This is a genomic window from Streptodolium elevatio (assembly GCF_040649515.1).
In the GTDB taxonomy this organism is placed as follows: Bacteria; Actinomycetota; Actinomycetes; order Streptomycetales; family Streptomycetaceae; genus Yinghuangia; species Yinghuangia elevatio.
On record NZ_JBEZFP010000165.1, the window covers coordinates 1 to 19,629 of the forward strand.

Annotated in this window: 12 protein-coding genes and 1 pseudogene; 9 read left to right on the forward strand and 4 right to left on the reverse strand. The window is 73.4% G+C overall.

All coding sequences use genetic code 11. The annotated features are described in order from the left end of the window. Positions 1-122 precede the first annotated feature (122 nt). On the reverse strand, positions 123-1,694 hold the full coding sequence (locus tag AB0C36_RS38030; protein ID WP_358363283.1) for an MFS transporter: 1,572 nt from the start codon (positions 1,692-1,694) through the stop codon (positions 123-125). 174 nt (positions 1,695-1,868) lie between these two features. Between AB0C36_RS38030 and AB0C36_RS38035 the strand changes: the two genes are divergently transcribed. The 7 genes from AB0C36_RS38035 to AB0C36_RS38065 all read left to right on the forward strand — a co-directional run bounded on the left by AB0C36_RS38035 (position 1,869) and on the right by AB0C36_RS38065 (position 11,575). Further along, entirely contained in the window at positions 1,869-2,417 is a 549-nt protein-coding gene (locus AB0C36_RS38035) for a winged helix-turn-helix transcriptional regulator (RefSeq protein ID WP_358363285.1), read from the forward strand. A 169-nt stretch (positions 2,418-2,586) separates the two neighbouring features. After that, on the forward strand, positions 2,587-4,146 hold the full coding sequence (locus tag AB0C36_RS38040; protein WP_358363287.1) for a M48 family metalloprotease: 1,560 nt from the start codon (positions 2,587-2,589) through the stop codon (positions 4,144-4,146). A gap of 482 nt (positions 4,147-4,628) precedes the next feature. Then, a complete protein-coding gene (rnhB, locus tag AB0C36_RS38045) occupies positions 4,629-5,285 on the forward strand; it encodes a ribonuclease HII (protein ID WP_358363307.1) in 657 nt (218 codons plus the stop codon). Between the two features lie 99 nt (positions 5,286-5,384). Next, positions 5,385-6,419 (forward strand): DUF2510 domain-containing protein, encoded by a 1,035-nt coding sequence (locus AB0C36_RS38050; protein WP_358363289.1) that lies wholly within the window; start codon positions 5,385-5,387, stop codon positions 6,417-6,419. A 214-nt stretch (positions 6,420-6,633) separates the two neighbouring features. After that, positions 6,634-9,477, forward strand: coding sequence for a TerD family protein (locus tag AB0C36_RS38055; protein WP_358363291.1), 2,844 nt, complete (start codon positions 6,634-6,636; stop codon positions 9,475-9,477). A gap of 578 nt (positions 9,478-10,055) precedes the next feature. Beyond that, complete coding sequence (locus tag AB0C36_RS38060) at positions 10,056-10,556, forward strand: hypothetical protein (protein ID WP_358363293.1); 501 nt, start codon at positions 10,056-10,058, stop codon at positions 10,554-10,556. A gap of 647 nt (positions 10,557-11,203) precedes the next feature. Next, positions 11,204-11,575, forward strand: a complete 372-nt coding sequence (locus AB0C36_RS38065) for a hypothetical protein (protein WP_358363295.1) — start codon at positions 11,204-11,206, stop codon at positions 11,573-11,575. A 1,134-nt stretch (positions 11,576-12,709) separates the two neighbouring features. Here the strand turns inward: AB0C36_RS38065 and AB0C36_RS38070 are convergent. Next, positions 12,710-13,240 (reverse strand): annotated as a pseudogene (locus tag AB0C36_RS38070) (hypothetical protein); the annotation flags it as partial. 583 nt (positions 13,241-13,823) lie between these two features. Beyond that, a complete protein-coding gene (locus AB0C36_RS38075; protein ID WP_358363299.1) occupies positions 13,824-15,989 on the reverse strand; it encodes a RecQ family ATP-dependent DNA helicase in 2,166 nt (721 codons plus the stop codon). A gap of 229 nt (positions 15,990-16,218) precedes the next feature. Between AB0C36_RS38075 and AB0C36_RS38080 the strand changes: the two genes are divergently transcribed. After that, complete coding sequence (locus AB0C36_RS38080) at positions 16,219-17,190, forward strand: aldo/keto reductase (protein ID WP_358363301.1); 972 nt, start codon at positions 16,219-16,221, stop codon at positions 17,188-17,190. Positions 17,191-17,277: 87 nt separating this feature from the next. Then, on the forward strand, positions 17,278-18,396 hold the full coding sequence (locus AB0C36_RS38085; RefSeq protein WP_358363303.1) for a DUF4192 domain-containing protein: 1,119 nt from the start codon (positions 17,278-17,280) through the stop codon (positions 18,394-18,396). Positions 18,397-18,403: 7 nt separating this feature from the next. On the opposite strand, the gene AB0C36_RS38090 is transcribed toward AB0C36_RS38085, so the two are convergent. Next, positions 18,404-19,222, reverse strand: a complete 819-nt coding sequence (locus AB0C36_RS38090; RefSeq protein ID WP_358363305.1) for a hypothetical protein — start codon at positions 19,220-19,222, stop codon at positions 18,404-18,406. Positions 19,223-19,629 lie beyond the last annotated feature (407 nt).

Here is a 19,629-nt window from a genome sequence, read left to right on the forward strand (position 1 = left end):
TTCGCGCCGCCGTACCCGGGTACGGCGGCGCGAAGGGGGCTTGCGGGCGGGCTTACGGCCGGGATTGTGGGCGGGATTGCGGGGTGGTTCGCCGCGGGCCGGTCCGGTGGATGCGACCAGCGTCACGTCCTCGGGGCGCCGGCCGCGGTGCGGTCGCGGACGAGGAGGGCCGCCCCGGCGCCGAGCACGGCCAGCACGACGCCGAGCAGGATCGCCCGGTCGCCGCCGGCCGCGAGGGCGTCGGCCGGGGTGGCGCCGTCCGCGGACTGCACGACCGCGACGACCAGCGCCCCGCCGATGGACGCTCCGGTGTAGCGGGCGGTGTTGGCCGCGCCCGCGCCCATGGCGGCGCGGTCCACCGGGACGCTCTCCACGGAGAGGCGCGCCGAGGCCGCGTTGAGGACGCCGAGTCCGAGGCCGGCCACGACGAGGCCCGGGACGAGGCGGGGCCAGTGCGTGCCGGTGTCCATTCCGGCGAGCGTCAGGAACCCGGCGGCGATGACCGTCAGGCCGACGGCGACGAGGCGGCGGGCGGGCATGTGTGCGGTGAGGCGGCCGGTGGCGACGGACGCGACCACCGAGCTCGCGGACCAGAAGGCGAGCACGCCCGCCGAGGCCAGCGGGCTGAGGCCGAGGACGCCCTGGAAGAGCGTGGGCAGGTAGGAGCCGACCGCGATGACCGCGAGTCCGGTGATGAAGGACCCGAGCAGGGAGAGCGCGAAGACCGGGCGGCGCAGCAGGCGTACGTCGATCATGGGCTCGCGGCCGCGCAGCGCGGTGGCGACGTACGCGGCAAGCAGCACCGCGGCCGCCGCGAGCAGGACGAGGACGACGGGTCGGCCCCAGCCCTGGCGCCCCTCGACGAGGGCGGCGGTGAGGGCCCCGATGCCGCCGCCGAGGGTGAGGGCGCCCAGGGGGTCGAGGCGTCGGCGTACGTGTGACCGCGACTCGGTGAGCAGTAGCGCGGCGACGCCGGCCAGGGCGACGGCTGCCGCGGTCTGGGTCCAGTAGGGGGTGGCGTAGCCGCCCGCACGGGTGAGGCCGGCGGCCGCGAGGGGGCCGACGGCGATGCCGGCGCCGAGGGCGGCGCCGACGGATGCGGTGGCGCGTACGCGGGCGTGGCCGGTGGGGAAGGCGTGTCCGACGAGACCGAGTCCGGCGGCGAGCAGGGCCGCGCCGGCGACGCCTTGGAGGACGCGGCCGACCACGAACAGGGCCAGCGACCCGGCTAGCGCGGTGAGCGCGGACGCGGCGGCGAGGCCGAGCGCGCCCGCGACGAAGACGCGGCGCCTGCCGAGGATGTCGGCGAGGCTTCCGGCGGTCAGTTGGAACGCGGAGAGGCCGAGGCTGATGCCGCTGAGGATCCACGCCGGGCCGGTCGGCCCGGAGTGCAGGTGGCGGACGGTGTCGGGGAGCACGGAGATGGGGGCCGTGTAGGTCATCAGGACCAGCAGGGTCGCGGCCACGACGGCGGCGAGTGTGACGGCCGGGGAGGCGGTCCGGGCGTGCCGGGTCCGGTCTTCGTCCCCGGTGCGGGCGGGCGATGGTGCGGTGGCTGTCGGCGCCGATGCGGACGGTCCCTGCGTCCGGGTCGCCGTGACGGCCGGCGTGGTGGTCGCCGTGATGGCCGACGTGGCGGGCGTGGTGGTCGGTGTGGCTGTCGGATCTGCTGCGGACGCGGCGGTCGGCGGCATGGGGTCCCCTCGGAGCGATGGTGCGGTCGGTACGGCGGCGCGTACTGCGGTGCGGGCGCGGACGGGCGCCGCCGCGGCTTGCCAGTTCGTTCGTCAGTTCATTCACTGAACCGACCGGCTCGACTGTAGCAGTATGAGTTCAATGAATGAACCAAGAGAGGTACGCTGGTGGGCATGGCACTCGGCAAGGACTACGCGGGCCAGCAGTGCGCTCTCGCCCGCGCTCTCGAACTGGTCGGCGAGCGGTGGACCCTCCTCGTGGTCCGCGACGTCTTCTACGGCGTCCGCCGCTTCAGCGACTTCCAGGCGCACCTGGACATCCCGCGCGCCGTACTCACCTCGCGCCTCACGGCCCTGGTCGAGGCCGACGTCCTGGAGCGCCGCCGCTACCAGGAGTCCCCGCCGCGCGACGAGTACGTCCTGACCGACACCGGGCGCGCCCTGTGGCCCGCGGTCTTCGCACTCGCCCAGTGGGCGATCGAGTTCGTGCCGTCCGCCGCGGGCGCGCTGCGCGAGTTCGTGCACATCCCCTGCGGGGTCATCGTCGACCGGAGCGGCCTGTGCCCCGGGTGCCGTACCGTCGCGCCCCCCGACGAACTGGAGATGCGGCCCGGCCCGGGCATCCTCACGCACACCAGGACCGACCCCGTCAGCCTCGCGCTCCGTTCGCCGCACCGACTGCTGGAGCCGCTCGACCTGTCCGGCGTCGCCAAGCCCGCCTGAGCCGCGGACCTGAGCCGTAGTTCTCGGCCGCAGTCCTCGCGCGTCCCGCGTGCCTCCGCCTTCCGCATGCTGACTCATCGTCAGCGCACCGGCGCGTCCCGGAGCCAATAGGGTGTGCACCGGCTGCCCGCGCGACCGCGCGTACGGGTGGAGAGGGTACGGAGGGGACGTGGGTGTGAGGGCTGCGGGACTGCGGGCGTTCACCGCGGTCGGAGTGCTGATCGCGCTGTATGTGGCGGTCGCCCTGCCGTTCGTGTTCGTGGCCCTGGCCATCGGGCTGATGGTGCGCGGCTTTGACCTGTTCGCCTCCGGCGAGGCGGTCATCGTCGCCGAGTTGGTGATCGCCCTCGTCGCCCTGGTCCTCGAACTCGCCGGACCGCGCCGCCTGCCCGCCGGGATCGCCGTCACCCCGCGTGACCAGCCCCGCCTGTGGGCTCTCGTCCGCGCGACCGCCCGCGAGCTCCAAGTCCCGGAACCGGACGGCATCGTGCTCACCGGCGGCACGGTCGTCGGCCTGCGCGCGGTACGCCGCCCCGGCATCACGCTGCACAAGCACCTCGTGCTCGGCTCCGCAGTCCCGACCTGCCTGACCGAGCCCCAACTGCGCGCCGTCGTCGCCTCCGCGCTCGGCCGCCTGCGCCGCCGCCGTCCGCCGCTGCCCGACCAACTGGCGCTGCACGGACTCGACATGGTCGCCGGCCTCGCCGAATCGGCACGTGCGCGCGGCGCCGGCGGACTCGCCGACGCGGCGCAGCGCTTCGCGACCCGCTACGAGGAGATCTGCGCGCCGGTCCTGCAACTCCAGGAGCGCACCGCCGACCGGTACGCCGCCGGCGTCTACGGCACGGACGCGATCGCCGACGGCCTCGACGCGCTGCGCCGCGTACAGGTCGCATGGGGGTGGTACCGGCGCGGCTACCTGAACGCCGGGCTGGCCACGGGTGTTCTGCCGCTCGATCCGCTCGGCGACTTCAAGGCCCTGCTTGCCGACCCGGTCCGCGTCGCCGCCCTCGACGGCCTTGCCGACGACGAGCCGCCGCGTGTCCTGGTCGAGCGTGCGGCCCGGCTGCGGGCCCGTCCGCTGCCGGGGACCGTGGCGCTGCGCGGCGGGCAGCAGGGGTTGGCGCTCGGCCTCGACGACCCGCGCCGCGTCGTGTCGCACCTGCACGCGTACCTGCTGGCCACCGACGACGAGGGCATCGCGGCGAGCGGCGCGTTCGAGATGCTCGACGGCATGACGTCGCTCGACCGCGAGGCGTTCCTGCGGCAGGTGAGCGGCTACCGGGCGGCGTACCGGGCGTCCCGGCTGGCGCCGGCGGCGCGCCGCGCGGGTGCCGAACTGCCGGTCACCCTCGGGGGCGTGGTGGCCCTGCTCGTCGAGGGGCAGGGGGCGAAGCTGGCTCGCGAACACGCGGAGGGCGGTGCCGCCGAGACCGGACCGGACAGCCCCGTCGTGTCCGCGCTGACGGCGCTGCTGGGGTGTGCGTGGGTCGACGCGGGCCGCGCGCGCTGGGACTTGACGTGGTCCGGACACGACCGGGTTACCGGGTACGACGGGGTGCCGCTGGACCTGGCCGGGTTGGCCGCGCGGGCGATCGCGGGGGCGGCGGGGGCGCGGGAGCTGCGTACCGCACTCGCGGATGCGGGGGTGTCGCTGTACCACGAGGTACGCATGCCGGCGTCGTTCCACGCCGCGTCCGAGCGCGAGACCGCGGTCGGGCACCGGTGACGCGCACGGGTGACGACACAGGTGACGCGCGACGCGCGCAGGTGCACGGGCAGTGCGCCGGCAGTGCGCGCCGTCGCCGGGCGCCGGTCGTGGTCATCGCGGGCGGGCGAGAGGGATAGCCTGATCTCGTGAGCATCCCGCAACAGCCCCGCGTGACGGTCGACGCACCCGCCGACAGTGCTGCGGAGGACGCGGTCGACGAGCACGTCGTCGCCGAAGACCCGGTTGCGGAAGACGCGGTTGTCGAGGACTCGGTCGGCGCGGACGCGGCGGCTGCCGTGCCCGGGGCGCGGACGGCGGCGAACGGGCGGGCGCCGGGACTGAGGCCGGCGAAGTCGGCCTCCCCCGCGACCACTGCCGCCAAGAAGGCCGCGGCCAGGAAACCCGCCGCGAAGAAGGCGGGCGCCAAGAAGACCAGTGCGAAGAAGACCACTGCGAAGAAGGCCGGTGCCAAGAAGGCCCTCGACGCGCCGACCGACGCCGTGGAGCGCGAATTGCGCGAGGCCGGGGCGCTGGTGGTGGCCGGGGTCGACGAGGTGGGCCGCGGTGCGTGGGCGGGACCGGTGGTCGTCGGTGCCGCGGTGTCGGCGCTCGGCGTACCGCCGACGGGGCTCACCGACTCGAAGCTGCTGACCGCGCAGCGCCGCGAGGAGTTGGCGCCGCTGGTCGCGGAGTGGACCGTCGCCCACGCGTTCGGCGCGGCGTCGCACGAGGAGATCGACGCACTCGGTATGACCGCCGCGCTGCGGCTCGCCGCAGTACGTGCGTTGGAGGCTTTGCCCGTACGGCCCGACGCGGTCGTGCTCGACGGCAGCCACGACTTCCTCGGCGACCCGTGGCGGGTGCGTACCGTGGTCAAGGGCGACCGCGTGTGCGTCGGTGTCGCGGCGGCGTCGGTGCTGGCGAAGGTGCACCGCGACCGGCTGATGGCGGAACTGGGCCTCGACTACCCGGAATTCGCGTTCGGCGACAACGCCGGATATCCGTCGCCGGTGCACCAGGCGGCGCTGGAGGAGCGGGGGCCGACCCCGTACCACCGCATGTCGTGGGCGTACCTCGACAATCTGCCGCGCTGGCGGCACCTCAAGCGGGTGCGTTCGGTGCTGGAGGACGCGGGACAGACCGCGCTGGATTTCTGACCCGGGATCCCGTGGGACATTCACGACAGTTCGGTTGATGTCCCATCACGGTTCGCCGCACGCCGCACGTCGCGCGGGAGCGGACGGTAGGTTGCCCGCGTGACTGCCTCGATACCTCCCGGCTGGTACGACGACCCTTCAGCATCCGGCATGGAGCGCTGGTGGGACGGCACCCAATGGACCGAATCCTCACGTCCGCGGACCGACAGCTCGCCCGGTGTGCCGCCCGCGCCCGGCCACCCGTCGGACCAGCAGCCCGGCGGATACCCCTCGGACCAGTTCCAACCCGGCCCCGTGCACAGTTCGGGCCCGGGGCAGATGCCGGGGTCGGGCCCCGGACAGATGCCGGGTTCCGGCCCTGGGCAGATGCCGGGTTCCGGACCCGGGCAGATGTACGGCCCGGGTCAGTTGTCCGCGCCGGGGCAGACGCCGTACCCGCCGTACGGTGCGTACCCGGGGCAGGGCCAGGGCGGGCCCAGCCGGCGCAACCGGAACACGATCATCGCGATCGTGTCGGTGCTCGTCGTGGGCGGTCTGGTCGCGGCGTTGATCGTACTGCTGGGCGGCGGTGACGACGACAAGACGGCGACGGCCGGCACGCTCCTCGATCCCGGCACGGGCGTGTCGGTTCCGCGGATCAAGGACTGGGACGTCCCGAAGCCGAACGGCGAGCCGACCCACCAGCGCAAGGACCGCATCGCGTGCGAGCCGGCGTCGGGCAGTCCCTCGGACGGGCCGTCCGACGGGCCTTCCGGTTCGCCGGGCGACTGCTACCTCGGCGAGTCGTACGTCGACACCACCTCGGCAAGCTCGTTCGCGAAGGCCGTCACCGAGACGCAGGAGAGGTACGAAAGCCTCGACGGCGAGGGCTACCAGCTCGTGAACACCGAGAAGAACACCGGCACCACGGTCGACGGCAAAGAGGCGCACATCCTCGAGTACAAGGTGCGCGACCCGGCCAACCGCATCATCTACGCGCAGTTCGTCATCATCAACGCCGAGGTCGACGGCTCGTACCCGGTGCTCACCACCGTGATCTACGACGTGCCCAACGCGCCGGGCCGCGCGGTCTTCGACACCATCAGGAACGGCGCGAAGGTCGGCATGCCGGTTCCCTCCGACAGCGCTTCCTGACCTCCCGCCCGCGCAAACGGCAGTCCTCGGACGCGCATTTCGGCGGCGTGTGGGTGAACCGGCGTATGGTTCGGTTTCACCCGCGCGCGGCTCCGTCTCCGCGTGCGGGCCGCCGCGAACGGGTATTTTCCCGGGCCGAGGGGTCCGTGGGAATCCCATACGCCACCGGGGGGTGCCCCGCACCGCCCGCCGGTCGGCAGACCATCAATGGGGGGTGACCGTGCGTCTTGGGGACCGCCTGCAATGTCCGGGCTATGCCGTGGTGGGAGTGGAGACCACCGGGCTGTCGCCGCACCGCCACCGCATCGTGGAGATCGCGGTCGCGCTGTGCGACCCGGACGGCCAGGTGACCGACTTCTTCACCACGCTGCTCAACCCGGACGGTCCGGTCGGGGACTTCCAGACCCATGGGCTGTTCGACGACGACATCGTGGACGCGCCCGGCTTCGGCGACATCGCCCCGTGGCTGGTCGGCCTGCTGCGGCAGCGCGTCGTCGTCGCCCACAACGCGCGCTTCGAGCTCGGCTTCCTGGAACGCGAGTTCCAGCGCCGCAGGCACCCCTCGGTGCCCCCGCTGACCATGCTGTGCACGATGCGCGAGGCGCCCGAGTACGTGCCCGAGGCACCGCGCTTCTCGCTGATCGCGTGCTGCGAGGCGGCGAGCGTGCCGGTCGACTCGGGGTACGGCGCCGCGGCGAAGGCCATGGGCGCGGCGCGCCTCCTGTCGTACTACCTGGACCAGGGCGCGGGCGAGGCGCGGCACTGGCAACAGGCGCGCACGGTCGCGGCGTCCCTCAACTGGCCGCGCCGCAAGGCCGGTGAGCCGCGCCCCTACACGCGCGACGACGCGCACGCGGCGCGGCGTGCGCGGGAGGAGGCGGAGCAGGCGCGCCGCCGGGTCGCCGTGTCGTACCTGGAGAAGGCCCGCGCGTTCGGCCCGCCGACCGGGGTCGGCGAGGGTCCCGACAGCTACCTGGCGGTGCTCGACGCCGCCCTGGAGGACCGCGTCATCACGCCCGAGGAGGCCGCGGACCTGGCCGAACTGGCCGTGTCGCTGGGCATCTCCGAGGCGCAGCGCAAGGACCTCGACCGGCTGTACGTCACCACGCTGGCGGCGTCGATGGTCGCCGCCGGTCCGGTCATCGACCGCGAGGAGCGCGCGGATCTGACGCGCGTCGCGGCCCAGTTGGGCATTCCGCGGATCGCCCTCGACGACATCATCGGCATGGCCCGCGACACGGCCTCCGGCCAGTCCGCCTCGGCGCACGGCACGCCGCGGATGCTGGCGCGCGGCCGGCCGCTGCTGCCCGGGCAGCACGTGCTGTTCCACGGGTACCTCGCGGTGACGCGCTCCGAGTTGGAGCAGCGTCTGGCGCGGGCCCGGCTCGAACTCGCGTCGGGCATCCACGACCGCGTGGACGTCCTCGTCGTGGCGGACCCCGACGAGTCCTCCGACCGGACGTACTGGGCGCGTCAGCGCGGCATCCGGGTGCTCATCGAGCCGGTTTTCCTGGCGCTGCTCGCGGACCTGGAGAGGGAGCGCGGCTCGGCGGCCGACGCGGCGTCGCGCGTCGCGGCAGCCGGGGCGCTCGCGTACGCCGGGGCTTCCGGGGCCCAGGGCGCCGTCACAGGGCCGCCGCGCACCACCAGCGGGTTCCTGCTGCCCCGACCGGGGAGTTCGGGCCACACGCCGCCGCACACGGCCGGGCCACTGGTGGCCGGCGACGGTCCGCGGACGGGGGACACGCCGGTCGAGGCGACCGAGCCGGGGACCGTACCGATCCCGCCGATTCCGCCGCCCCCCTCGCCGGCTGTCACGGCGGCTCTCAGCAGCTCGGGTCCCGGTACGGCGCGCGATGCGGCGCAGGACGTCGTGCACAAGGACGCGGGACCGGATGCGGGGCCGGACGCGGGCCTGGGCACGGGAGGCGCGGGCAAGTCGCGGACGGGTGTGGAACGGGCCGGGGGCCGCGCGCCCAGGCGGCGCGGACTGACGCCGTCGTCACCGATGCCCGCGCTGTCTCCGGAGACGGCGGATCCGCGGACCGGCCCGGCGGGCGGATCCGCGGTGGACACCGGCTCCGAGGCCGTGCCCGACACCGCCGCCGACGTCGCGCCCGAGGTACTGGCCGAGGCGGGCCTGGGCGCGCGGGTGGACGCGGCGCCTGACACGTCGCTCGACGCGGCACCTGACGGGGCGTCGGATGCGGCGCCCGGAGTTGTGCCGGAGACGGTCGGGGAGTCGGTCGTACCGCCTCGGCCGAGCGTCCCGCCGCCGGGCACTGCGCCGGGCACTCCGCCGCCTCCGTCGCGGCCCCCGATGCCGACTGCCGCGCCGACGATCCTGCCGCGTCCGTCCGTACCGGCGACGCCTTCCGTGCCGCCGGTTCCGTCGACTCCGTCGATCCCGCCCGTGCCGACCACGCGCCCGGCGACCGGCCGGACCGCCGCGCCGGACCCGCTGTCCCAGCCGCGGACTTCGCTGCCCGCCCCGCCCGTCGAGGAGCCGCGCGCACTCAAGCGGGGCCAGGCCGTCACCATCGACCAGCTCGGCACGTTCACCGGCGCCCTGCGCGTCGAGGCGGCGTGGTGGGGGCCCGAGGCGGTCGACGCGGACGCGGACGTGGTCGTGCTCGTCCTCGACGACGACCGGCGCGTCGGCGCCGACGAGGACCTGGTCTTCTACAACCAGCCCGTGCACCCGAGCGGCGCGGTGCGGCTGGCCGGCAAGTTGCAGGACGGCAAGCGCGGTTCGGACTCGGTGGACATCGACGTCACCAAGCTCCCGGACGGCCGGGTGCGCGTCCTGGTGGCGCTGGCGCTCGACGCCGCGGCCGGTGCCGCGTTCGCCCAAGTCCCCGTCGCCGTCGGTATCGTCGACCCCGTCACACGACGCAGGCTCGCCGACTTCCGGCTCACCGGCGGGGAGGAGACGGTGATGATCCTCACCGAGGTGTACCGTCGCGATGACGCGTGGCGGTTGCGCGCGGTGGGGCAGGGCTACGCCGAAGGGCTCGCCGCCCTGGTGACCGAGTACGGAGTGGTGGTGGACGAATGACGCGGTAGCGCCCGTTGACCCAACGCGCCCGTCCCCGCTCGAGCGCCGCGCGAGTGCCGCCGCTCCGCACCACGGAGCCGAAGCCGTTCCGACCCTGTTCGGACGCCCGGTTCCGATGACGGCCGGACCCACCGTACGTGCCCCTGAGGCACCCGCGGACCCGGCCGAATTCCAACCGTTACATCAGCCGACACCGACCCGGTCTGTGCATGCCCGGGGAGGCTTTGATAAGACTGGCGACCATGCCGCGTGTGTTTTCCGGGGAACCGGACGCCGATCTGTCCGGGGCGTCCCCGCAGATCCCCGCCTCCGGTCATTCCGGAGCCACCGACGAAGAATCCAGTGTTTCCCGACTCACGACTGCGAATCTGGTGACGACAGCAAAGTCCGCGGCACCCAAGCCGTCTGTACCCCGTAACCCCGCCCACGCGTCCGGCGCGCCCAAGCCGGGCCCGCCGCGGCCGTCCGCGCCGAAGCCGGGACCGCCGCGTCCCGCCGCTCCGGCCGCCACCGCACCGGTTCCCGCGCCGGCCGCACCGCCCGCGCTGGCCGCACCGCCCGCGCCGACGGCACCGCCTGTGTCGGCCGCACCCACCGCTCCGACCGCCCCGGCGGCGCCTGCCGCTCCGCCCGCCGCCGCGTCCGCGCCCGTCACCCCGACGGTCCCCGCGGCGCGTCAGGGCGAACGTCCCGCCGGACCCGACATCCGCCTCGTGTCCGCGACCCCGGACACCGCCCTCGACGTCGCCGACGACACCGTCGACCGGCTCCTGGACCAGGGCGCGGCACCGGACTCGATTCTGGTGCTCACGACCGGGGACCCGCACCCGTGGCAGCAGCACGAGGAGTCGTTCGGCGCCGAGCAGTACTGGCGTCAGTACACCGAGGGCCGCGACGTGTTCTACGCCCCGGCGCTCAACGACCGCCAACTGCGGCGCGAGACCGTCGTGCTGGTCGTCAACGGCTTCGCCGACCCGGCCCGCTCGACGGACGCGCTCGTGTCCGCGATCGGTGCCGGCACCGGCGCGGTCATCGTGTGCGGGGACCTGGACGAGGTGCGGGCGCTGACCGGCCTCTGAGCCGGCGCTCACGCACGACACGCACCTACGACACGCGCACCTACGACACGCGCACCTACGACACGCACTTACGGCACGCGCGTCCGGCGTGTACGTGCGGCGTGTACGTAGGGCGCGGGCCACCCGCGCGTACCGTTCGCGGGTTCGGCCGCCCGGCGTGCGGCGCGGCCCCGACCTGTCCGGTTCGCGGCGGACGACTGGCTGCTCACGGGGGCGACCCCCGGCGCGGTCCCCGGTGTTCGGGTGCGCGCGCGTGTGCGCGTTCCTCGGTGCCGTGCCGTGTGGTGCGGTGTCCTGGGTGGTGTCGATGCCCGGGGTACGTGGCGTGTCCAAGGTCCGGCGTGTCCCAGCTCGGCGTGCTCGGACTCGACTGTCCGGAACGCGCAGTTGGGTGCGGGCCCTCGGCCGGTTCCGCGGGTGCCTTCGGTGCGCTCCACTGCCGTCCGGGGCTGCTGCCCGGTTCGCTCACGCGGCCGGGCGGTCAGTGCTGCCGTACCACAGGACCACTCGTGGGGACGTACTCCTGCCCCGAGCCGCACGCGCGGGGCCGAAGTCGGCTACGGTTCGTTCCCATGTCGGAATCGCCTTCGGTAGCCCGGCAACCGGGCCCGTTCTCGGCCGAAGCCAGTGGGCTACGGTTCCCTTCCATGTCCGAATCCCCCTCTATAGCCCAGCTCCTCGACCGTTTCCTGAGTGATCAGGAAGACCGGTTGACACTCCAGCAGTACCGCGCGTGCAGCACTGTGGTGGACATGCTGGCCGCGTACCTCAACCGGTACGCCTTCGCCACTCTGAACGTCGCGGACCGCAAGGAATGGGACGACGCCTACGAGGCCGGAGACGCCGAGGCGTTCTGCAACCTGTTCGGGGTCCGCAAGCTCGTCGCCGGCATCAAGCCGTTCCACGGCGAACACCTCACGAACCGCCTGCACGCTCCGGAGATGGTGCAGGAGCACGCCCTGACCGTCACCACCGAACTCGCGGACTGGCTCTCGTCCCAGGGCCACCGCGGCGCCTAGCCGCCCCCTGGCGGGGCGCCACACCCCACCTGACGCCCCGTCAACTTGCCCCTCGGGCCTTGCGGTTCGCCGAGCGGCCGCGGTGCGGTGCGCGCCTCTTCCGGGAGTACGCGGAACGGCTCGTGGGCTGCAAGGCGGCAGGCCGGCGGAGCTGTACGGGCCGGGCGCGGCCAGATCGCTTTCGGGTGAGGCTCCGGTCTGCGCGGCGACAACCTTCGGCGGGCGGATCGCGGCTACTCGCGGCTCTGCTGCCGCCGAGCGCGCGTGCGGCCCGTGCGGCGGATGCCCCGCAAGCCCCCTGAGCGGCGCCTGTGGTCCCGAACCGACCGGTTCCCGCATGCGGACCTGGGGCCTGCTCTCGTACGGCGGCACGCGGCCGCTGGCGACGTCCGCGGTGGTGTGGCGTCCGGCGCTTCTTCCTGACACATCGTCAGCTCGCGTACCCCGCCCGCAGTTCGCCCGACTCGGCGCGCGTCGGCCGCACGCGCCTGCCACGCCCGGTCCGGCGGAACTCGGCGGCCGTCAATCCGCACCGACTTCACACCTGCCTGCGCTGCCCTGCCCCGGTGCCCCTTCGCCGGCGGTGGTCTGCCCCGGTAGGGACTTCGGGCTCCTGTCCTGGAGTGCGGCCGTCCGGACAGACGGCTGTCGGCCACCCGTGTCTCGTCCGGGACCGCCCCTCCGTCGCCTCGGCGGCGCGCCGAGCGGGACGTCCGTTGGCCCTGTTGGTAGGGCAAGGGCCACGCCCGGATTGCGGTTTCCCGACGCCAGACAACCCGTCGACTGCGGCCACACAGGAGCCGTCGTGCGCGACGCGCTCGCGAACTCAGGGCGATGCGCCGTCTTCGGGGCGGGCTTCGTCCAGCGCGCTCAAAGGGGCTGCGTACCACCGCGTCCTGCGCCGAACTGCTTGTTGCCCGGCCGCAGGTCCTATGCCGTGGCCACGTCCGGGACCAGGCGGACCACCGGTGGTCTTGGGGGCGGCGCGGGGCCCTCGGGGTATTCGGCGAATGCCGCCACGGCGACGCCCGCGTGGTCGGAACGGTGCGGCGGATGGGGACGCGCCACGGGGTGGTGCGGGGTGTCGGTGGCCGCCGGCGGTGTCGTCGCGGGAAGGGCCGCGGCTGTCGGGAGCGCAGTGGCGGGCGTGGGGACGGCCGGGCGCGGAGAGGCCGACACCGTGGGCCGGCGTGCCGGATTCGGCTGCCCCACCGGGGCCGGTGTACGGCCGTTCCGTCCGTCGCCGACGACCTGCCAGCCGTCCTCGGCCATGATCACCGCCGCGCCGCAGCGCAGGCCGTGGAGGCCGCAGGCGTCGCGCAGGCCCCACATCCAGCGGCCGTCGTCGGGCTCCCAGTCGCGCTGCCCGTCGCGGCACAGGAGCAGGACGGTCGTGCGCGTGGGGGTGGCGCGGCGCAGGTCGTCCGGGACGATCATGCGTAGGTGCGCCAGGATCGTGTTGCGGCACTCCCACCCGTCGGTCGGTCCCGATCCGTTGTCGAGCGCGAACGACGCACTGGCGACAGGACGTCCGTCCGCGTCGAGGACGGCGACGACGGCGGTTCCGGGCTCGGGCCGGTGGAGGTCGTGGAGGCGCTTGAGCAGTCCGCGCGGGTCGCGCAGGAGCGGCACGTCGTACGCCTGCCACTGCTCGGGATCGACCATGCGCACGGGTTCCTGGGCGGGAACGCGGCGGTGGCTGAGTCTGGACCACAGGGAGGCTGAGGCGGCGGCGGTGGCAGACACGGCCCTCCTTTGGTCCGGGAGCGGTCCGGGGAGCGGACCGTCGTCAGCCGGTTGTCGTCGCGCCGGTGAGACCGTGCGGATTGTGCCGCATCACAAAGTGATGCGGCCCGCAAAGATCACCAGGACGCTATGTCGATTCTTCCGCGCGCAGGGGAGTGGCGGCAACAGGGAAACGTGATCAGCTGCACAGGAATCCCACGTTTCACACGACCGACACATCCGTCTCGCACGGTCGTTGTTGGCAGTTGGCTGTCACTGTTTCACGCGATTCCGCAGGTTTTTGTCCGTTCTGGCAACCCATGTTGTCCGTTGGATCGCGACGCGTCCCAGGGGCGCACGCGCGTCGCCGGGTCCCGGTCGCTCGGCGGCGCCGCACGATTTCAGGCATCGCCGCCGCCCGTGGCGGGATGGGCTTGGCTTGGTGGCGACAACTCGGTTGGGTCGCCTGAATTGTCGATATATCTCTGATGTCAGGGTGGTGTCGATCCGCATCGGGCCGCCGTTACGCCTCGACCGCCAGCACCAGGGGCAGCACCTCGGCGGCACCAGCCCGCCGCAACAGCCGGGCCGCGACCGTGACCGTCCAGCCGCTGTCGACCCGGTCGTCGACCAGCAGGATCGGTCCGTCGACGGCTGCGACCGCTGCGGCGAGGCCCGGCGGTACGGTGAACGCCCCTGCCAGTGCCCGCAGTCGCTGCGCGCTGTTGCTGCGGGCCGGGGCCGGCTCCGCGCCTGGGGCGTACTCGATCCGGCCGAGGAACGGCAGGCGCCCGACCTCGGACAACCGGGCTCCGAGGCTGTCGATCAACAGCCCGTGCGTGCGGGAGGCCATCGTGACCACACCGGCGGGCCGCCGCTCCCAGCCCCACGACGCCAGGACCTGGACGACCGCATTGAAGACGTCGTCGGTGACCGGGGCGTCCCCGGCATCGGCCGCGAGCACGGGGCGCAGCCGGTTCCCCCAGCCGATGTCGGACAGCCGCCCGAGCGCCCGTCCCGTCGAGGCCTGCTCGTCGGCCGGGATCCGCCCCTTGAGTTGTACGCCCGCCTCCGTCATCCCCGTCGGCCACATGCGGCGTGGTTCCACCTCGACCCCAGGGCGGCCGAGGGCCGCGCGCGCCGCGTCGAGTGCGCCGGGATCGACGGCGGCGTCGTAGCGTGGCCCCGCGCACCCGTCGCAGCGTCCGCAGGGCACGGCCTGCTCGTCGTCGAGCTGCCTGCGCAGGAACTCCAGCCGGCAGCCGGCGGTTGCCACGTAGTCGCGCATGGCCTGCTGCTCGTGGGCGCGGGCCTGCGCCACGCGCGCGTAGCGCTCGGTGTCGTACCGCCACGGTTGGCCGGTGGCGGTCCAGCCGCCGCGGACCCGCCGCGCCGCACCGTCGACGTCGAGCACCTTGAGCATCAGCTCCAGCCGGTTGCGCCGCAGGTCGACCCGCGGCTCCAGGGCCGCGGTCGAGAGCGGGCGGTCGGCGGACGCGAGGACGTCGAGGGTGCGGCGCACCTGGTCCTCGGGCGGGAAGCCCAGCGACGCGAAGTAGCGCCAGATCGCCTCGTCTTCGCGGCCCGGCAGCAGCAGGACGTCGGCGCGCTCGACGGCGCGGCCCGCGCGTCCGATCTGCTGGTAGTAGGCGATGGGGGATTGCGGTGCCCCCAGGTGTACGACGAATCCGAGGTCGCCCTTGTCGAAGCCCATGCCGAGCGCGGAGGTCGCGACCAGGGCCTTGACGCGGTTGGCCAGCAGGTCGGCCTCGGCCGCCTGCCGCTCGGCGTCGTCGGTCCGCCCCGAGTAGGACGCCACGGTGTGGCCGCGCGAGCGCAGGTACGCGGTCACCTCCTCGGCCGCGGCCACCGTGAGGGTGTAGATGATGCCGGACCCCGGCAACTCGTCGAGATGCGCGTCCAGCCACGCCAACCGGTGGGCGGCGTCGGGCAGTTGCAGGACGCCCAGGGTGAGGCTCTCGCGGTCCAGCGAACCGCGCAGCACGAGCGCGTCGGTGTTCTCCGCGCCGGTGCCCAGCTGCTCGGCGACGTCCGCGGTCACCCGTGCGTTGGCCGTCGCGGTCGTGGCCAATACCGGCACCCCGCCCGGCAGATCGCCGAGCAGCGTGCGCAGCCTGCGGTAGTCGGGGCGGAAGTCGTGGCCCCAGTCGGACACGCAGTGTGCCTCGTCGACGACCAGGAGCCCGCAGGTCGCCGCCAGCTTCGGCAGCACGGTGTCGCGGAAGTCCGGGTTGTTGAGGCGCTCCGGGCTGACCAGGAGTACGTCGACGAGGCCGTCGGCGACCTCGGCCTGGATCGAGTCCCAGTCGTCGATGTTGGCCGAGTTGATCGTGCGGGCGCGGATGCCGGCGCGGGCCGCCGAGTCGATCTGGTTGCGCATGAGTGCCAGGAGCGGCGAGACGATCACGGTCGGACCCGCGCCGCGGGCACGCAGCAGCGCCGTGGCGACGAAGTACACCGCCGACTTCCCCCAGCCGGTGCGCTGGACGACCAGCACCCGGCGGTGCTCCGCGACCAGGGCCTCGACGGCCCGCCACTGGTCCTCGCGCAGCCGCGCGGTCTCGCCCGCGAGGCCGCGCAGCACGGCGTCCGCCTCGTCGCGGAGTGCGGTCGGGGCGGCGGGGTCGCGGGGTGCGGAAGCGGCCGGGGTGGCGTCGGAGGAGTCCATACGCACCTTTCTATCCGTTCCGCCGGACATCGTGGCAACGCGTCGCCGAATCTGTGGAGAAACGATTCATCCAGCCATCGTGCCCGCTGCTCGGCCTCCCGACGCCGCCGGAGGGAGCAGCATCGCCGTCCGAAAGTTGCGAAGAACCGCCCTCTGCCCTTGGCTCACGCGCCCCGGAGGTGAAGGGTGGGACAGGACTCGTGGACACGGATTCCCCCGGGAGGACACGATGCGCCACCTCGATGTCGAAGGATTCCCCAGGCTCGGCCGCATCGGGCTCGGAACGTGGCAGTTCGGGTCACGCGAATGGGGGTACGGCGACGCGTACTCCTCGGTGACCGCCCGCGCGCTCGTCGGGCGCGCCCTGGAACTGGGCGTCACGCTGTTCGACACCGCCGAGATGTACGGCTGGGGCCGCAGCGAGCGCATCCTCGGCGAAGCACTCGGATCCGACGCCGCCCGTGTCGTCGTGGCGACGAAGTTCCTCCCGGTGCTTCCCGTCGCGCGCGTCGTCAAGGCACGCGGGTACGCCAGCCTCGACCGCCTCGGCCTCGACCGCATCGGCATCTACCAGGTGCACTTCCCGAACCGGCTCTTCGGCATGGACACCACCATGCAGGGGCTCGCCGAACTCCAGGACGAAAAGGTCGTCGACGAGATCGGGGTGAGCAACTACGACCTGGCCCGCTGGCGTCGCGCGGAGCACGCGCTCGGCAGCCGCGTCCTGTCCAACCAGGTGGAGTTCAGCCTCGCGAAGCCCGGCGCGCTGGACGACCTCGTGCCGTGGGCGGAGACGAACGGGCGTCTGGTCATCGCGTACAGCCCCCTCGCCCAGGGGCTGCTGGGCTGTCGCTACGACGCCTACAACCCGCCGCCCGCGTTCCGGGCCCGCCGCAGGCTCTTCCACCCGGAGAACCTGCGCCGCGCGCAGCCGCTGCTCGAACTCCTCCAGGAGGTCGCCGCGGCGCACGACGCCACGCCGGCCCAGATCGCATTGGCCTGGACGCTGCACCGTGGTCCGGTCGTGGCGATTCCGGGCGCGTCCAGCGTCGAGCAGTTGGAACAGAACGTCGAGGCGGCGGAACTGGAACTCGCCGAGGACGAGTACGCGGCGCTGACCACACAGGCGCGGGCGTTCGAGCCGGACCTGCGGCGACACGGGCCAATATCATTTCCGTCCGGCCGCCACAGTCACTCGTAGGAGTGAACTCGCTTTCCACAACCGCGAGTTATCCACAGTCTGGCCGGTCCGGGCTGGACGGCCGCCGGGGTGCCGCAGGCTCGATGCATGAGCGAAACAGCCCTCACCCCGATGTCCGCCACGACCGTCATCAAGGTCGCCACGCCGAGTGAACTGGCCGAGGCGATCCCCTACTTGCTCGGTGCCCAGCCCACGGACAGCCTCGTGCTGCTCGGCGTCCGGCCGGAGGACGGCCGGGTAGGCCCCGTCCTGCGCCTCGACCTGCCGCCGCCCGAACGATTCGCGTCCGCAGCCCATCACCACACGGCGCAACTCGTCCAGCACGGCGTCCGGTTCCTGTCGTCGATTGTGTACGTCGACACGCCACCACGCGACGGCACCCGCGGTGTGGACTTCTACCGGCCGTTGGCCGAGGCGGTGGCCGGTGCCTGCCGTCGTCGCGGCCTCGTCCTTCAGGAATCCGCCTGCGTGCAGAACGGCAGGGTGTGGTCGTACATCTGCCGGATCCACGCCTGCTGCCCGCCGGGCGGCACGCCGCTCCCGGCCGAGCGGCACACGGCGGTCGCCGCGGCCGCCGTGACGGCCGGCATCCCGCCGCCGATCCCGCTGTCCGAACTGGCGGCCCGGGTACGCCCACCGGAGTTCATCGCCCGTGAGGCGGTCCGGCAGGCGTTCGCACACCGGCGCGCCGAACTGGCACGCCGCAGCGGCGACGGTGAGGACGGCGTCCGGTACGAGACCATCGCCCTCCTCCAGGCCGCCCGGATCCGATTCGCCGGCGGCGACCGCTCGATGACCTACGACGAGGCGGCTCGACTGGTCCTCGGCCTCGACGACCGCAAAGCCCGCGACCACGCGATGTCGTGGCAGGACGGTGCGCTGCCGGCTCTGTGGACCGCGCTCGCGCGCCGGTCCCTGCCACCGGACTCCGCCGCGCCGCTGTGCCTGGTCGCGTGGGCGGCCTGGACCGGGGACGAGCCCGCCTTCGCCCGGGTGGCCGTCAACCGCGCCCTCGACGCCGATCCCACCTACCGGCTCGCGCAGTTGCTCCACACCGCCATCAACAGCCGCCTCGACCCGGCCGAAGCCCGCCACCTGCTGTTCCCCGCCCGCCGCCCGTTGCGCGCCACCCCACCGGAAACCCCGCCCGTCGTTCCCGACAAGTCGGCCACGACCGACCCCGAGCCGCCGCGGGACCCGCCGTGAGCGGCGGCTATCGGCCGGCGACGAACTCCCACGTGCCTCGGCCCAGGTCGAACGTCGCCGTGTGGTCGACCTGTTCCGGCGGTCTCCCGCCGAGCCGCCAAGGCTCCGGCAACGCGGACAGGAGGATGCGCGCCGTGCGGCTCTCCGGGTCCGCGGAGTCGTCGACAATCCCCAACCAGCGAGGACTCTCATGGATCAACCGAGCTGTCAGCGTCGTGTCGGGCTGCGGGACCGCCACCGACGAACGGGCGGTGTCGCCACCGGTCAACGAAGAACGCGCGGACAACGCCAGCAGGCGCCCGAACACCGACACGGGCATGGCCGGATCCGTGGTCTCGATCCTGAGGAAGCAGTCGTCATGTCCGCGGTACCAGACGCGCGAGTCGGCCAGGTGCGGCAGAACCGGCCCGTCGAAGGATGCCGTGCCGACGGCGAGGGCGATCTCGTCGAGCCGGGCTGCGTTCGGCCGGTCCGGCACGTCGATGATCGACAGCTCGTACGGCGACCAACTGCCGTCCAGAAAGCGGGGGAGATCGCTACGCCGCATCACCAGAAGCTCGTCCGACAGGCCCGGGGTGGCCGCGGCCCACGCGCCGACCCGGTGCACGACACATTCGACTCCCACTTCGGCGGCAACGAGCGACGGATCCCACAACTCGCGCGCCGGGCTCCAGAAACTGGTCGTCGCCAGGTCCATGACCACGACCGTGCCGTTCGCCGAGTGTGTGAGCAGGTCCACCACCTCGCTCGCCTGGGCCACCGTCCCGCTGACGATCCACGACCCGTCGGCCTCCCGGACGCTGAACGTCAGCGGGATGGGTGGCAACGGAGTGTCCTCAGGTGTGGTTCGGCGTCGCCGGCCGACGGTGCATCGGAGTCGCCGGTCTTGATCACGTGCCGTTCTCCCGGGTTCCGTGCGTCGGTCTGGCGCAAGCCTCCATGATCCACCGGGGATGCGCGAGGGCGTATGGCGTGCCGGGGTGGCGTGTGCCTTGCGGGCGTGGCGAATCGGCTTCATGTCGCGGATCCGCGTGACCCCAGGCCCGTCGGCGCGTTCCCCATGGGAACGGGCACGCGAAGCGCTGCGTGCCGCGTGACCGGCACGGGGGCGGTCCTCTCTGGCCTCCGTGGGCGGATCCACGAGCGCAGATTGAGGATCCACGTCGCGGCGTCCGCACACCCCTTCGCGATCGCCCCGAGCGGATCCGCGACAAACCCCGCCGTCTGCACCGG

Coding starts and splice junctions, on each gene's coding strand:
- AB0C36_RS38080 (WP_358363301.1), top strand. CDS start 16,219: ATGCGCCACCTCGATGTCGAAGGATTCCCCAGGCTCGGCCGCATCGGG.
- AB0C36_RS38075 (WP_358363299.1), bottom strand. CDS start 15,989: ATGGACTCCTCCGACGCCACCCCGGCCGCTTCCGCACCCCGCGACCCC.
- AB0C36_RS38030 (WP_358363283.1), bottom strand. CDS start 1,694: ATGCCGCCGACCGCCGCGTCCGCAGCAGATCCGACAGCCACACCGACC.
- AB0C36_RS38035 (WP_358363285.1), top strand. CDS start 1,869: ATGGCACTCGGCAAGGACTACGCGGGCCAGCAGTGCGCTCTCGCCCGC.
- AB0C36_RS38085 (WP_358363303.1), top strand. CDS start 17,278: ATGAGCGAAACAGCCCTCACCCCGATGTCCGCCACGACCGTCATCAAG.
- AB0C36_RS38065 (WP_358363295.1), top strand. CDS start 11,204: ATGTCCGAATCCCCCTCTATAGCCCAGCTCCTCGACCGTTTCCTGAGT.